We start from the raw sequence: 16233 nt of genomic DNA, 5'->3' as shown, positions 1-16233 counted from the left end.
ATTTATGATTCAAATCAGCAAATATGCACACAGATTGGTTGTAAAAAGCGATAAAACCATAAACTTAATGGTCGGTGCAACACGCCAATTTGTATTTGCAAAGCAAGCTGCAATGGATAAGTTTGATGAACTGTTTGCGGCTTGGCTTTGGCAGTTGGGTTGTGCTGCTGATGAGTTGAGTTTGGGCTTGGGTGGTATAATTTGCTTTGGTGCTATTTATCAAGCCGAGCTGCCTTTGGGCGTAGCTTGATACAAATGCACACGATGGCAAAAATCAAGGCAAGCAGCACATAGATAAGGGTATTTTTATTGTCTATAAGACTTGCGATGGTTGCACCGATTGCCACGAAGACATGGGCAAGATTTAGCAGGTATTTGGCTGCTTTTTTGCTAAAATGATTGACAATAATCACATCCAAAGCCGTGCTATAAAAAATCTCAACCATCGTTATGCCGACTACCAAAGAAAACAACGGCAGCAGGCGAAAATCTTCATGGCTCAAAAACGGTAGGTATAACACAAAACAACAAGCAAGTGAGAGCAATAAGGCATAAAAATTACCAATTTTGCTGGTGATTATTTTGTAGAGTTTGATTTGTAACAAGACAATGGCAAGCGTGTTTAATCCCATCAGATAGGGAAAAATTGCTTTTTTGTCAAAATTGGTCAAATGAATCGGCACGCCAACTTCAAAGGTATAATAAAAAATCGCAAACGCCATAGAGCTTAAGGCAAGAAATAATACAATGCCGATTTGTGCGATGGTGTTTTGTGGATTCTTGGAGTCTGTGGCGGCTTGCGGGGCTGATGTGGGTGCAACGCTTCGAGCAAATGCCCAAAACAAACCCACGCCAACAGCATACAATACCATCACGCCAATGCTAAGTGCATAAAATCCATGCGGTGCCTTTTGTGATAAGATGACAAATATCGGCGATACGGTAGCTGCCATGTTGGCAATGGTAAAACGCAGCGAAAAGCTGTGGGCAATATCATGTGAAGTTTGTTTAATGTACAAGGCACTGGCGGTTGAAAATAGCACACCGCCAAGAGCATTGAGCGATAAAGCAACACACAGAGCATAAAACTGCTGACTGACCATAATGACAAAAAACGCACTGCTTTTAAGTACCAAGCCTGCGATAAGATACTTATTAATGCGTTTTTCTAATGCCAAAAATAAGCCAATGACAGAAAAAAAGGGCAACAGCCAAAATTTCATCGCACCGAGCAGCTCTACTTGCTGCTCAGTAATTGCCCCATTCATTGTATAAAACACAATGAATGGTATTAACATGGTAGAGCCAAAGGCATTAACAAAAAAGCACAGGTTTAACGCCAGCTCACCACGGCGAAAATCAAATGCTCCATGCTTGCTTAATGCCATGATGCCATTTCCTTTGGGCTGATTATTTGACTTTTGTTATACGCTTGAGTGTTGTTTATGCATATTCATTCAGCATTTTGGCAGCGTCTAAGGCAAAATAAGTCAAGATGCCATCACAGCCAGCACGGCGAAAGCCCATTAGGCTCTCTAGAATAACCGCCTCGTCCAGCCAGCCGTTATTGATGGCTGCCATGTGCATGGCATATTCGCCAGAGACTTGGTAGGCAAAGGTCGGCACGCCGAAGCTGTCTTTGACTTCTCGGACAATGTCCAGATAGGGCTGCCCTGGTTTTACCATCACCATATCCGCCCCTTCTTGGATATCCAGTGCCACCTCATGCAGTGCTTCGGCACGGTTGGCAGGGTCCATCTGGTATTGCTTTTTGTGTCCTTTTAGGTTGCCTTTTGAGCCGACAGCATCACGAAATGGCCCATAATAAGCAGAGGCGTATTTGGCAGAATACGCCATGATGGCAGTATTTACCAAGCCCTGACTTTCAAGTGCCTCACGCATGGCACGAATGCGACCGTCCATCATATCGCTTGGTGAGATGACATCGGCACCTGCATGGGCATGGAGCAGGGTTTGTTTGATGAGTGCCTCGATGGTGGCGTCATTTTGTACATAGCCTGCATCATCTATCAGCCCATCTTGTCCGTGCGTGGTATAGGGGTCAAGTGCAACATCGGTCATGACAACCATCTCAGGTACTGCATCTTTAATAGCTTGCACTGCTCGCACCGCCAGCGTGTCTGGGTGATAGGCATCTTGCCCATCGGCGGTTTTTTTGGCAGGATCAATCACAGGAAAAATATCAATCATGCGTACACCTTCGGCAAACAGCTGACGCACATAATCAATCAACAAATCAATCGAGTAGCGATAGACATTTGGCATGCTGGCAATGGCTTGTTTTTGTTGCACGCCTTCGATGACGAACACAGGGGCGATTAAATGTGCAGGTGCCAAATGTGTCTCACGCACCATCTCACGCAGTCCATCGCTGACACGCAGACGACGCAGGCGGCTATGGGGGAATTGACGATTAAAAGTGTACATAATTCACCTTTGATGGTTGATAGGGTATGTTGGCATTATAACACTTTCTTGGGTTGAAGTCGCCTCTTTGGCACAGATCGGTGAGCTTGGTGATATTGATAGTTAAGTGGTAAGATGGCATTGGTGTAGCAAGGGCAAAAGTAATAATATGCCGAAGAGTCTGATAGGGCGGCATGGTTATGTCCAGCTGGCGACTGGCAGCTGATATTAGCCCATATTGGCAAATTCATAACACAAAGCACGATTTTCATCGGCAGGGTAGCTGGCGGTCCATGCACGGACATTTTGTAGGATATTGCGGTATTCACGCTGATTGCTTAGCTCACGCAGTGTCTGATGTGGGTTCGTTGCACGAGGCATAAAGGCTCTAAGCTGTCTGTCATAAGCACGGTTAAAATTGATTTTTTGCCGAGTGTTAAGTACAGATGGGCAGATTTCGGACAATACTTGAATCAATGCTAGTTCATAACGAGTAACTGTCAGATAGACCTCTTGGCTGGCGACCGTCTGTGGTGTGGCAGTGCGTTGATAGCGAGCATTTGCCAGCAGAGTAAAACTGCCCCATAGGCATACAGTCAATACTAGCAGGACAAGGGTTTTGTGGTGGCTGGACTTGCCAAGCGAGGTTGGCATGGCAATCCTGTGCCAGTGTGAATGATGAGCAGATGGGGCGGATTGTAAATTTTTCATATATTATAGATTACAAATAAAAGGCGTGAATTTGTCGTGCGTGGCTCTGGTGCCAGATTTGTTATTTGAATAACGCATTAACTGCCACAGCCAGACTTGTCGCCAAACAGCCAAAAGCTCTTGTAAAAATTTAGCTATATAATAATAACTTCCACCAAAAAAATCCCTAATAAAATGTATGTGTATTGTAGTTAAAGGCATATTTTAGTAACAGATTGGCAAAATTTGCCACAATATCGCATGGTTTTGCGGTGATTTTAGCGATTTTTTATCATTGGGCAAGTTTTGTGATAAAATACACAGTTTGGATAATTGATGTTTTTGTTATCTTTATAGGGATTGCAATCCCAGCTTTATTATAATAGCCAACCAACAGCAGAGCTGCCAATGTCAGATAACCGCCTTATTGACCCCAGTCTAAAAAAAGACGATATTGCCGACCGTGCCATTCGCCCGAATAGCTTGGCCGAATACATCGGACAGCCGAAGGTGCGTGAGCAGATGGAGGTATTTATCCCAGCGGCAAAGGCAAGGGGCGAGGCGTTGGATCATACGCTGATTTTTGGGCCACCGGGGCTTGGTAAAACCACCCTTGCTAATATCATCGCTCGTGAGATGGGTGGCAATTTGCGTAGCACCTCAGGGCCTGTACTAGAAAGGGCAGGAGATTTGGCGGCTATTCTTACCAATCTTGAGGCTCATGATGTGCTGTTTATTGATGAGATTCATAGGCTTAGCCCTGTGATTGAAGAAATCCTATACCCTGCGATGGAGGATTATCAGCTTGATATTATGATTGGTGAGGGGCCTGCTGCACGCTCAATTAAGCTGGATTTGCCACCGTTTACTTTGGTGGCGGCAACCACAAGGGCAGGGCTGTTATCTGCACCATTATTTGACCGTTTTGGCATCGTGCAGCGGCTTGAGTTTTATAATGTTGCGGATTTGACAACCATCATCAAGCGTTCGGCACGATTGATTGGCGTGGTGATGGATGATGGTGGGGCGGCGGAAGTGGCTCATCGCAGCCGTGGCACGCCTCGTATCGCCAACCGCCTACTAAGACGCGTGCGAGATTATGCCGAGGTGCGTAGTGATGGCGTGGTAACTGCTCAGATTGCAGCTGCGGCCTTGGATATGCTTGCTGTGGATAAGCGAGGTCTTGACCAGTTGGATCGTCGCTATCTGTCGGTATTGTCCGAGCGATTCCATGGCGGGCCTGCTGGGGTGGAGGCTTTGGCGGCAGCCATGGCAGAGGACAGAGGTACGCTTGAAGATGTCATCGAGCCATATTTATTGCAACAAGGTTATATCCAACGCACAAGCAAAGGTCGCATCATCTCAGACAAGGTGCAACAAGAAGGCGTACTGGGCTGGTGATGATATAAGGGCGAGCTGTTTTATACATTGTGTTGTGCTATAATATAGCAGCTGTCAAATTTTGTATAATTCTCGCCCACAATAAATTTCCCAAATGTTACCCAATTCTTACAAAAACAAAATCCTTTTAACTGGTTGATTTTTCGCAACTTATGTTCTCCCCCCCCCCAGCTAAAAGATATAACTTGTATGTATTTTTGTTAGTTTCTTGTAAATAACTTGCAACTATTTTAATAATTTCAATAAAAAATGACCATAAATCAATGAGTTATTAAATATACCACTGGTTGATTTGTGAACAATTGTTGGTTTTTATATTGCTTTACAATCAGGTATAATAATAGGGTGCATGGATTGGGCTATCCCACTCCCCACCCATCAAAACCACCCTGTGTTTGGGTTTGGCTAATTGCTGTGGTTTTGGTGTATTTTGTTCATCTGGGTGTTGTTTAATGCCCTGTTTTCTAAGGTAAACTATGCTAACTATCAAACATCTTTCGCTGGCAACAGCGATTGCTGCGGCAAGTTTTGCAGTGTCTGCTTCGGCAAATACTGTGGTTGTGCCTGGCAGCTCTCATGTTAAATGGACCAAATCAGCTTCTGGTGATTTGAACAATCTACAACTTAGCGATCGTACTGCTGGTGTTGTGTTTATTCGCCCAAGTGCCAACAATCAAGTTGCACCTGAATCAAGCACCAACATCGGTCTTGATGGTCGTTTCCTAACCAGCTTGCAAGATGGTCATTATTCAGCAGGTGTGGTATGTGCTGGCAATGTTAAGCTAAGTGCTATCCCAACCGCTGCCAAAGTTAATGACTTGGCCATCGGTGCTGCTACCATCAATCTAAAAGCAGGCGAAACTCAGTACTTCCTAGTTGGCACAGAACAAAACTATGTCCCAGTGCTACAACAAATCAGTGCTGAACAAGCAAGACAAGTATTGTCTGCCGACAAAACTTACAAACAAAACCATCAAATCAGCCGTGTAAACCCTGAAAACTGCCCAGCTCCAGCTCCAGTACCAGCACCTGTTGTGCCAGCTCCAGCTCCAGTACCAGCACCGACTGAATACTATGTAGAAACTCGCCCAAATGTTCGCTTGAACATCTTGTTTGACTTTGACAAATCAAACATCAAATCACAATACCAAGGCGAAGTTGCCAAAGCAGCGGCATTCTTGTCTCAATACCCAGATGCCAAGGCAATCATCGAAGGTCATACCGACTCTGTTGGTTCTGATGCCTACAACCAACGCCTATCAGAGCGTCGTGCCAATGCTGTGCGTGAAGCCCTTATCAAAAATCACGGCATCGCAGCCAATCGTTTGACCGCTCAAGGTTTTGGTGAATCTCGTCCAGTTGCTACCAACAGCACTGATGCTGGTCGTCAAGAAAACCGCCGTGTGATGGTTGTGATTCCAAGCGAGTAATTTTTTTTGAAAAATTGCTATAAATAGCTTATTTATTTTTATTAATTTCAAAGAAATTTTATATGAAAAATATCATCGTAAAAATCAATGACGCTGTACAAACTGTACAAGAAGTCAATGTTGTTACCAATGATGGTCAACCAACCGTCATTAAAGCAACAAAAAATGTAAACTATCAATTCATCGACCGTGCAACTGGTCGTGGCCCTGACCACATCGTAACCAAACGCGTCGGTCAAGACCTACACATCTCTTTGGAAGATGAAGGCAAAGAAAGCGATCTTATCATCGAAGGTTTTTATGACCAAGATGGTGCTGCTGCCTTGATTGGTCAAGCCGAAAATGGTCAATACTACTACTATGTGCCAGATACTGGTGAAGTGGCTGATTATGTTACTCAGCTGGTTCCTGGTGATATCGAAGGTCAAGCATTGGGCGGCGAATCAGTTGTTGCTCCATGGTGGCTTGGTGCTACCCAAACCAAAGCAGCCATCTGGCCATGGCTACTGGGCGGTCTATTGGGTGCTGGTGCAATCGCTGCCTTGGCAAATGATGATGACGATAAGAGTAGTAATGATAATAACCCAACTACGCCTGTTCAGCCTACGCCAAAAACCACTAAACCAACGGTTGTATTAACCAACAAAGACACCGATGGCGACGGTCAAGATGACACCACCACCATCTCGGGTAAAACTGACCCGAATGCGGATGTCACTATCACATTACCAGATGGTCGCACAATTACGACTAAAGCTAACGACAAAGGCGAGTACAGCGTTGATGTGCCTAAACTAAACGAAGGCGACAAAGTGACCGTAACCGCTAAAGCACCAGGCAAAGAGACTTCAGACCCAACGGAAGCCACCGTGGATACAGCAGCGGATAAACCAGAAGTCGTTGCCAATGACGATGGTTCAGTGACATCAACACCGGGTAAGGACAGTGTGAAAAACACGACTAAATACACCGATGAAGATGACAATGAGCAAATCATCACCGCGACAAAACAACCTGATGGTACTTGGAAAGCGACGGATAAAGATGGTAACGAATTACCAACAGCACCAGATGCGAACAATCCAAAACAACCTTGGGTTGACCCAACAACAGGTACAGTGACGCTACCACCAGATGCGGTGAAAGATAACACTCCTGTAGAGGCAACTTCAACAGATGCGAACAACAACACCGCAGACGATGATGCAACCTCAAAAAATGACCCGAAAAATGCCAAAGTCATCAGCAGCGATAGCGACAACGACGGCAACCCAGACGGTGTCACTACGACAACAACACCCGTGAATGAAGGTGAAGTGCTTGTTACCAAAATCAAGTTGGATAACAACAACGGTGTGGACAACCTCGTTATCGGTATCAACAGCCCAGATACGACAGGCGTAGATGGTGCTGACTTTGACCTAACGAATGTGACTTTCACTAACGGCGTAACCTCAAACGGCGATGGTACAGTGAACGTACCACCAGGGGTCACTGAATTTGAAATCCGTGTTCCTGTGAAAGCAGACAACACTACCGAAGGTGATGAAACAGGTAAAGTGGCTGTGGGCAACCCAGATGGTTCAGTAGTTGAAGGTAACACATTTACTGTAACCGACTCATCAAAAACACCAGCTGAAAAACCAACCGTTACCCCATCAACCAAAGATGGTTCGGTAACTGTAAATCCAGGTACTGATAACGATGAAGTGCCGATTACTTTCACAGGTGAAGACAATCAACCGAAGAAAGTAACCGCCAAGAAAGATACGCAAACCAATACTTGGACCTTGGACGATCCAAACGGCACAGGTGCGACCATCAATCCACAAACAGGCGAAGTCACTATCCCACAAGACAGCGTTAAAGACGGTGAGAAAGTAACGGCTATCGGTAAAGAGACAGGTAAAAATGACTCTGAGCCAGTAGACGGCAATGCTGGCACTGACACCAAAAATGCTACTGTGGACAACACCAACAAGGATGGCGTGGTTACTCAAAATGCCGACGAAGGTAAAGATGTTGTTACGACAGTGAAACTCACCAACAACAACGGTGCAAACAACCTCAGCATCGATGTTGCAGGCACAGGCACAACCCCTGCCAACCCAGCAACTGACTTGGCAGCAATCACCAATAGAACCTTCACCGCTTATGACAAAGACGGCAAAGAAGTAACAAACGGCGTAACCGCTAACCAAAACGGCTCGGTAAATGTTAAAGCAGGCGTTGTGAAGTTTGATATCAAACAACAAGCGGTTGCCGACAGCACCACCGAAGGGGCAGAAACCCTCACTTACACTGTAGGTGGCGTAAAAGGTAACGAAGCAACCATTAACGATACCTCAACTGCACCAAAAACGGCAGGAGTGGAAGAATTATATCTTCAGGAATGGCTCGAAGAGGGTGATGAAACAACAAAAACGGCAGATGTAGGCACTATTGTACTAACCAACGACACAGGTGCTGATGATATTCCATTTAGCTTCACAGGCACTGCAAAAGCAGGTAAAGAAGGGGCAACCACTGCCGATACCGACTTCACTGTTTATAATTTGATCGCCCGTGATGCAGACACGAATGAAGTACCAGGCGGCATCACCTACACCGTTAATGCTGATGGTAGCGGTACCTTCTCTGTGGCACCGGGTGTGAAATATGTTGGCGTGAGACTCAATATCATCAAAAACCAAGATGGAGAGCCTAGTGAGCCGTTTACCATGAAAGTGGGTAAAACAGGTAATGAACTCACGGCAGATAGTGCAATTGCAGCGGATAAGCCGCCAGTTGTTAATATCTCCGTCAGTGGTGATTTGGGTCCCGTAACCGCACCACTAAATTCAACCACTACTGCCAACTTCCAAGCCACAATGGAAGATAACGATACGACAACAGGTCTTACCTACACTGTAACCCTAGACCAAACACTCGCCAATGACCTCACCGTTAAAGTGAAATTGGGCGATGACAATGTCAATGGTCGTGCAAGCAGTGCGGATATCAAGAGCGTTACCTTGGAAGATGGCTCACCAGCCAACTACGACGCTGCCACCAACACGGTAACGCTTACCGTCAAAGCAGGTAAAACCTCAGCCAGCTTCTTGGTCGATCCAGTGCTAGAAACCTTCGGTAACGCCTTCAACCACGAAGGTCAAGAAAAACTGGTTGCCACCGTTCAAGCTGACTCAAACTACAGAGTGGGCAACAACTCAACCGCCACAGGGCTTATCGTTGATGGTAACGCCATCACCCTAAACGCTCTCAATGGTGATATGACCCTTTACTACGGTCAAAGTGCGGCAAATGTACGAACTGGCGACTTTGGTTATACCATTGCCACCGCCGTTTCTGGTGATAACGCAGGCACTGCGATTGTTACCTCAAACGGTGCCGACACCGTCTATATCGGCTACTACGCTGATGGCACGGTAACATCGGACGGCGGTAACATCGCTAACTACAATGATCTAGGTCCAGCTAGAACCTCTGCCGACAACGCAGCCAGCATCACCACTGTGGACTTAGGTGCAGGTGATGATACATTGATGGTGCGTGAGGATCAAAACCAAGCAACCCGTGTGTATCTGGGCGAAGGTAACGATGAATATATCCTAAACGGTTCGCTATTCTCATCGCTCAACAGTGACGCTACCTCGGCGGATATTTTTGCCGAAGCAGGTAACGACACCGTAACCATCAAGAAAAATGTATCGCAATCGAACATTTACTTGGGTAGTGGTAGCGACACCTTGACCATCGAGGGTAACATCAACACCTTTGTAACCATTGACTTAGGTAGTGGCGACAATATGCCAGCAACCTATCTCAGAGAATACAACGCGATCCAAAACGCAAACGGCAGATCGCTCGGTAACGACAACAACACCGATCTTGCGACCGATACCAACACCGTAAACCTAGGTGGCAAAACAGACCCAACCCAGCTAACCATCAAAGGTGGTGCAGGTACCGATATTATTAACCTCAAAGGTGCAGGACAAATTCTTGATATGACCCACGTTTCAGGCATCGAGAGAATTGACCTCACTGGCACAGGTAACAATATCATCAACTACCTCACCAAAGAGAACTTGCTGAAAAACGATGGTCTCTACATCACAGGTAATGCTGGCGACAAAGTGAACCTCGGTCCAGGTGGTTACCTTGTTACCAACACAGCAGGTTTCGCGAAGAGCGGCACCACAACCGTTGATGGCGTAACCTACGATATCTGGTCGGTAGCAGACGGCTCAACCAGCAAAGTCTATATCCAACAAGGTATCGAGGTTGTCTAACCAACCGAATGGTTATTTAACCCACGGCTAAACCAAGTGATTATCTAAATCACCACGGTAAAAACCAAGTGCTATTTAATCACAGCGGTTAAGCCTAACGGTTATCTCACCTACCGTACAGCTAAACCTAGCTCGTACAGGTTACAAACCAACCAACACCCCCACAGCAACGTGGGGGTGTTTTTTTATTCCCAGAGCCATCAATAACAAGGCTGAAATTAAAAATTGCTATTAATCATAAAATTACCGATTTGGCTTGAAATTTATTTTGGTTGGATAAGGTAAATCAACAACAAGAGAGCCAAAAGATTATTGAGAAATGCCCATTTGATACGCTGTATTTTACCACAGCCAAGGCAAATGTTTGGAATATGCAGGCAATTGTCATTTATTTGGACAGATTGCCCCTGCCACACAAAAGCCCAATCAAACATCTCTCAAGCCATGGCGATCTGTTTTTTTGGATAAAAAAACACCCCCGAACTTCGGAGGTGTTTTTTTGTTTAATCTAAATTACTGGATTTATAATCAATTCATGAGTTGATTATGTGATTGTTCATTACAATCCAATCCAATAACTTGTATTAGATATGCACAGTACTAGCCATATGCATATCCAAATACTGATTAAAGAATTGTGATGACATCTTGGATATATACCATTTGACCATTATCTGCCAAATAAGCATTGTATCCTTCTGGTGCATTGGCTTGCTTGGTAAAGCCTGGGGTTGTGCCATTACCATTGTCTGTACCTAAGTTCACTTGACCAACTTGGGTTGATCCATCTAGCTTCTCAATAAACAGACCTGTATAGCTTACACCATTGATTACTTTGGTACCGTTGCCATTATTGGTTAATTGACCAACTGCCAAATCAAGTACATCATCAGTATCTAGCAAGATACGCTCAAAGCCAGTAACCTTAATATCAGAATCGTTAAATCCTAATGGTTGATCTTTGGAACCTTTCTTGTCAAATACAATGGTGTCAAAGCCTGCACCACCTGTGATGCTTACTGGACCTGCACCACCTTTCCAACCAGATAGGATAAAGGTGTCATTACCATTGCCCATATCAATATTGATTGGAGCCGCACCTGATGGTGAATAGAATGATTGACCTGTGCTGGCTGTGCCAACATCAATCAAGTCATCACCATCACCCATATTGATTGTAATTGGCACCATGCCTGTTGCAGCGATATAGTTGGCTAGGTAGATTGAGTCATTGCCTGCACCCATGTCGATGGTAGTTGGGCTACCTGCACCAGCCGCCTGAATAGTGTCACCAATCAAAGTGTCGTTGCCACCTAAGGTGCTGATATTTACAGGACCTAGGATGTTACCACCGATATCACCATAGCCACCATCAGAACCAACAAAGATAACATCGTTACTATTAGTAACATTGTTATTAACATTGCTTTGACGGTCAGCTTCACTCGCTCTCTCGTTGTAAATATTCGGTTGATTCATAAAGCGGAACGATTGAGCGGTATCGCTACCTGCGGTATTACCTGCAATATCAGTTACCTTAATCACAGCAGAGACGGTTTGTTCAATGGCTCGTTTGGCACCAAATACTGAACTTGGGTTTACAGTGATGTTATCTACTACAACGACGCCTTCTTTGGTTGCTGCTTTGTTGGTACCATTTACATTTACAACAGAGTTTGGCTCAAGATCTACGACTTTAATCGTTGCTTTTCCGTTTACGATTTCAACAGTCATACGACCTTCAGTTGTTGTCTTGTCATAAACGGCAGTTAGCTCATTTGATGTAGTGCTTGTGTCATCTTTTAGACGCACTTGCATTACATGTTTCACACCTTGCAATTCAGTATTGTTTGGCATTTCGAAACGATCGCCTGAGCCATTATTCCAAGTTGCACCACCATCAGTGGTGTATTCCCACGCACGACCTGCTGGTACACCTGTAACGATCACAGTGCTGTCATTGGTAACTTTGTCGGTATTTGTACCGCTTGTACCAGCACCTACAGAGTCGTTTTCAAGAGCGATGGTGAGCTGAATAATAGATGAATTGTCCCTAACCTTGCTATCTGCCGTGAGTTCATTACCTGTTTTACCCACTTTCATGGTAAATGGCTCATCAGGCTCTCGTGTGTTGTCTTGGATGATATTGAGTCTCACGCCAACATATTTCACACCCGGTGCCACAGAGAAGGTACCGCTACCATCAGCATTAACGGTGTAGGTGATGCCGCCTGGTACTTCATTCGTGTCTGCATCACGGGCGATCAAATCATAAACAGTGAAGTCGGTATCGGCAGTGGTTGCCCCTTCTTTACCTGCTTTTGCAGTGCCTGTGAAGCTAAATGGAATATCATCAGCACCTGTGTCGTTGGTTAGTACAATAGTGCCTACATCTACCGTTTTTGTTGTTTCATCACCCTCTTCGAGCCATTCCTGAAGATATAATTCTTCCACTCCTGCCGTTTTTGGTGCAGTTGAGGTATCGTTAATGGTTGCTTCGTTACCCGTTACGCCACCTACAGTGTAAGTGAGGGTTTCTGCTCCTTCGGTGGTGCTGTCGGCAACCGCTTGTTGTTTGATATCAAACTTCACAACGCCTGCTTTAACATTTACCGAGCCGTCTTGGTTAGCGGTTACGCCGTTTGTGACTTCATTGCCCGCTGCATCATAAGCGGTGAAGGTTCTGGTGGTGATTGCTGCCAAGTCAGTTGCAGGGTCAGCAGGCTTGGTACCTGTACCAGCGACATTGATAGCAAGGTTGTCTACGCCGTTGTTGTTGGTGAGTTTCACTGTCGTAACAACATCTTTACCTTCGTCGGCATTTTGGGTAACTACGCCATCCTTGTTGGTGTTGTCCACAGTAGCATTTTTGGTGTCAGTGCCAGCATTGTCGTCTACTGGCTCAGAGTCATTTTTACCTGTCTCTTTACCGATAGCCGTTACTTTCTCACCGTCTTTAACGCTGTCTTGTGGGATAGTAACTTCGCCTGTTTGTGAATTGATGGTCGCACCTGTGCCATTTGGATCGTCCAAGGTCCAAGTATTGGTTTGCGTATCTTTCTTGGCGGTTACTTTCTTCGGTTGATTGTCTTCACCTGTGAAAGTAATCGGCACTTCATCGTTATCAGTACCTGGATTTACAGTTACCGAACCATCTTTGGTTGATGGGGTTACGGTTGGTTCTGAAGCTACTGGGGTAAATGAAGTATCAATAATTTGCGCTTCATTACCTTGTACGCCACCTACGGTGTACACAAGAAGCTCTGTACCTTCGGTTTCGTTGTCTTCAAGCGCTTTTTGTTTGATGTCAAACTTCACAACGCCAGCTGCAACATTCACGGTGCCATCTTGGTTAGCGGTTACACCGTCTGTGACTTCGTTGCCGTCTTTGTCATAAGCGGTGAACGTTCTTTCAGCAACTGGTGCCAAGTCGTCCATTTGGATTGGTCTGCCGCTTGTACCACCAGCAACATCGATGGTGAGGTTATCCACGCCGTTGTTGTTGTTAAGTTTCACTGTCGTAACAACATCTTTACCTTCGTCGGCATTTTGAGTAACAACGCCATCACCGTTTGAGTTGTCTACTGCTGCTGGCGTTGGCGTATTATCCACCGCAGGCACTGTGCCTTCTGTTGGGTCAGAAGTTTCTTTGTTTGGTGCTTTAGCAGTCACTTCTACTTTATCACCTTCATTTAACACAGGCACATCAACGCTGTATTCGCCTTTGTCGTTAGCTTTCGTCGTTACCGTTGAACCATCTGGTAGTTTAACAGTCACTTCTGCATTTGGCTCGGTTGTACCAGAGATGGTGGTTTTGTCGTCCACGCCATCGTTATCTGTATCTTTGTTGGTTACATTAACAGTTGGAGTAGCGGTTTTTTCCACTTCAGGCTCATTTGGTGTGGTGTCTACGGCTGGCACTGTGCCTTCTGTTGGGTCAGAAGTTTCTTTGTTTGGTGCTTTAGCAGTCACTTCTACTTTATCACCTTCATTTAACACAGGCACATCAACGCTGTATTCGCCTTTGTCGTTAGCTTTCGTCGTTACCGTTGAACCATCTGGTAGTTTAACAGTCACTTCTGCATTTGGCTCGGTTGTACCAGAGATGGTGGTTTTGTCGTCCACGCCATCGTTATCTGTATCTTTGTTGGTTACATTAACAGTTGGAGTAGCGGTTTTTTCCACTTCAGGCTCATTTGGTGTGGTGTCTACGGCTGGCACTGTGCCTTCTGTTGGGTCAGAAGTTTCTTTGTTTGGTGCTTTAGCAGTCACTTCTACTTTATCACCTTCATTTAACACAGGCACATCAACGCTGTATTCGCCTTTGTCGTTAGCTTTCGTCGTTACCGTTGAACCATCTGGTAGTTTAACAGTCACTTCTGCATTTGGCTCGGTTGTACCAGAGATGGTGGTTTTGTCGTCCACGCCATCGTTATCTGTATCTTTGTTGGTTACATTAACAGTTGGAGTAGCGGTTTTTTCCACTTCAGGCTCATTTGGTGTGGTGTCTACGGCTGGCACTGTGCCTTCTGTTGGGTCAGAAGTTTCTTTGTTTGGTGCTTTAGCAGTCACTTCTACTTTATCACCTTCATTTAACACAGGCACATCAACGCTGTATTCGCCTTTGTCGTTAGCTTTCGTCGTTACCGTTGAACCATCTGGTAGTTTAACAGTCACTTCTGCATTTGGCTCGGTTGTACCAGAGATGGTGGTTTTGTCGTCCACGCCATCGTTATCTGTATCTTTGTTGGTTACATTAACAGTTGGAGTAGCGGTTTTTTCCACTTCAGGCTCATTTGGTGTGGTGTCTACGGCTGGCACTGTGCCTTCTGTTGGGTCAGAAGTTTCTTTGTTTGGTGCTTTAGCAGTCACTTCTACTTTATCACCTTCATTTAACACAGGCACATCAACGCTGTATTCGCCTTTGTCGTTAGCTTTCGTCGTTACCGTTGAACCATCTGGTAGTTTAACAGTCACTTCTGCATTTGGCTCGGTTGTACCAGAGATGGTGGTTTTGTCGTCCACGCCATCGTTATCTGTATCTTTGTTGGTTACATTAACAGTTGGAGTAGCGGTTTTTTCCACTTCAGGCTCATTTGGTGTGGTGTCTACGGCTGGCACTGTGCCTTCTGTTGGGTCAGAAGTTTCTTTGTTTGGTGCTTTAGCAGTCACTTCTACTTTATCACCTTCATTTAACACAGGCACATCAACGCTGTATTCGCCTTTGTCGTTAGCTTTCGTCGTTACCGTTGAACCATCTGGTAGTTTAACAGTCACTTCTGCATTTGGCTCGGTTGTACCAGAGATGGTGGTTTTGTCGTCCACGCCATCGTTATCTGTATCTTTGTTGGTTACAGTAACGGTTGGGGTGGCGGTTTTTGGCGTAGGCTGAACAGGCGTAGTTGAGTTATTATCATTACTACCCTTATCGTCATCATCATTTGCCAAGGCAGCGATTGCACCAGCACCCAATAGACCGCCCAGTAGCCATGGCCAGATGGCTGCTTTGGTTTGGGTAGCACCAAGCCACCATGGAGCAACAACGGATTCGCCGCCCAATGCTTGACCTTCGATATCACCAGGAACCAGCTGAGTAACATAATCAGCCACTTCACCAGTATCTGGCACATAGTAGTAGTATTGACCATTTTCGGCTTGACCAATCAAGGCAGCAGCACCGTCTTGGTCATAAAAACCTTCGATGATAAGATCGCTTTCTTTGCCTTCATCTTCCAAAGAGATGTGTAGGTCTTGACCGACGCGTTTGGTTACGATGTGGTCAGGGCCACGACCAGTTGCACGGTCGATGAATTGATAGTTTACATTTTTTGTTGCTTTAATGACGGTTGGTTGACCATCATTGGTAACAACATTGACTTCTTGTACAGTTTGTACAGCGTCATTGATTTTTACGATGATATTTTTCATATAAAATTTCTTTGAAATTAATAAAAATAAATAAGCTATTTATAGCAATTTTTCAAAAAAAA

The 16233-nt window shown here is 45.2% G+C and carries 8 protein-coding genes; 4 read left to right on the top strand and 4 right to left on the bottom strand.

What is annotated here, in order from left to right; translation table 11 throughout:
• The first annotated feature begins 4 nt into the window (after positions 1–4).
• Entirely contained in the window at positions 5–250 is a 246-nt protein-coding gene (locus tag EL162_RS09805; protein ID WP_126331601.1) for a hypothetical protein, read from the top strand.
• Here the strand turns inward: EL162_RS09805 and EL162_RS09800 are convergent.
• From EL162_RS09800 to EL162_RS09790, 3 genes are all read right to left on the bottom strand, one after another.
• The gene (locus EL162_RS09800) at positions 213–1388 is read right to left on the bottom strand and encodes an MFS transporter (protein WP_126331600.1); all 1176 of its coding nucleotides are present in this window, start codon (positions 1386–1388) and stop codon (positions 213–215) included. The two genes, EL162_RS09805 and EL162_RS09800, sit on opposite strands and share 38 nt — an antisense overlap.
• A gap of 55 nt (positions 1389–1443) precedes the next feature.
• Positions 1444–2448, bottom strand: coding sequence for a porphobilinogen synthase (gene hemB, locus EL162_RS09795; protein ID WP_126331599.1), 1005 nt, complete (start codon positions 2446–2448; stop codon positions 1444–1446).
• 207 nt (positions 2449–2655) lie between these two features.
• Positions 2656–3138, bottom strand: coding sequence for an MCR_0457 family protein (locus EL162_RS09790; RefSeq protein ID WP_126331598.1), 483 nt, complete (start codon positions 3136–3138; stop codon positions 2656–2658).
• Between the two features lie 387 nt (positions 3139–3525).
• Between EL162_RS09790 and ruvB the strand changes: the two genes are divergently transcribed.
• The 3 genes from ruvB to EL162_RS09775 all read left to right on the top strand — a co-directional run bounded on the left by ruvB (position 3526) and on the right by EL162_RS09775 (position 10243).
• Complete coding sequence (gene ruvB, locus EL162_RS09785) at positions 3526–4518, top strand: Holliday junction branch migration DNA helicase RuvB (RefSeq protein ID WP_126331597.1); 993 nt, start codon at positions 3526–3528, stop codon at positions 4516–4518.
• Positions 4519–4994: 476 nt separating this feature from the next.
• Complete coding sequence (locus EL162_RS09780) at positions 4995–5948, top strand: OmpA family protein (RefSeq protein ID WP_076555830.1); 954 nt, start codon at positions 4995–4997, stop codon at positions 5946–5948.
• Positions 5949–6010: 62 nt separating this feature from the next.
• A complete protein-coding gene (locus EL162_RS09775; protein WP_126331596.1) occupies positions 6011–10243 on the top strand; it encodes a beta strand repeat-containing protein in 4233 nt (1410 codons plus the stop codon).
• A gap of 627 nt (positions 10244–10870) precedes the next feature.
• Here EL162_RS09775 and EL162_RS09770 read toward each other — a convergent pair.
• Positions 10871–16171, bottom strand: a complete 5301-nt coding sequence (locus tag EL162_RS09770; RefSeq protein ID WP_126331595.1) for an Ig-like domain-containing protein — start codon at positions 16169–16171, stop codon at positions 10871–10873.
• Positions 16172–16233: the final 62 nt, after the last annotated feature.

Origin of the sequence: Moraxella cuniculi (genome assembly GCF_900637105.1) — a bacterium.
Lineage (GTDB): Bacteria > Pseudomonadota > Gammaproteobacteria > Pseudomonadales > Moraxellaceae > Moraxella > Moraxella cuniculi.
This window is presented reverse-complemented; position numbering and strand designations above follow the sequence as displayed.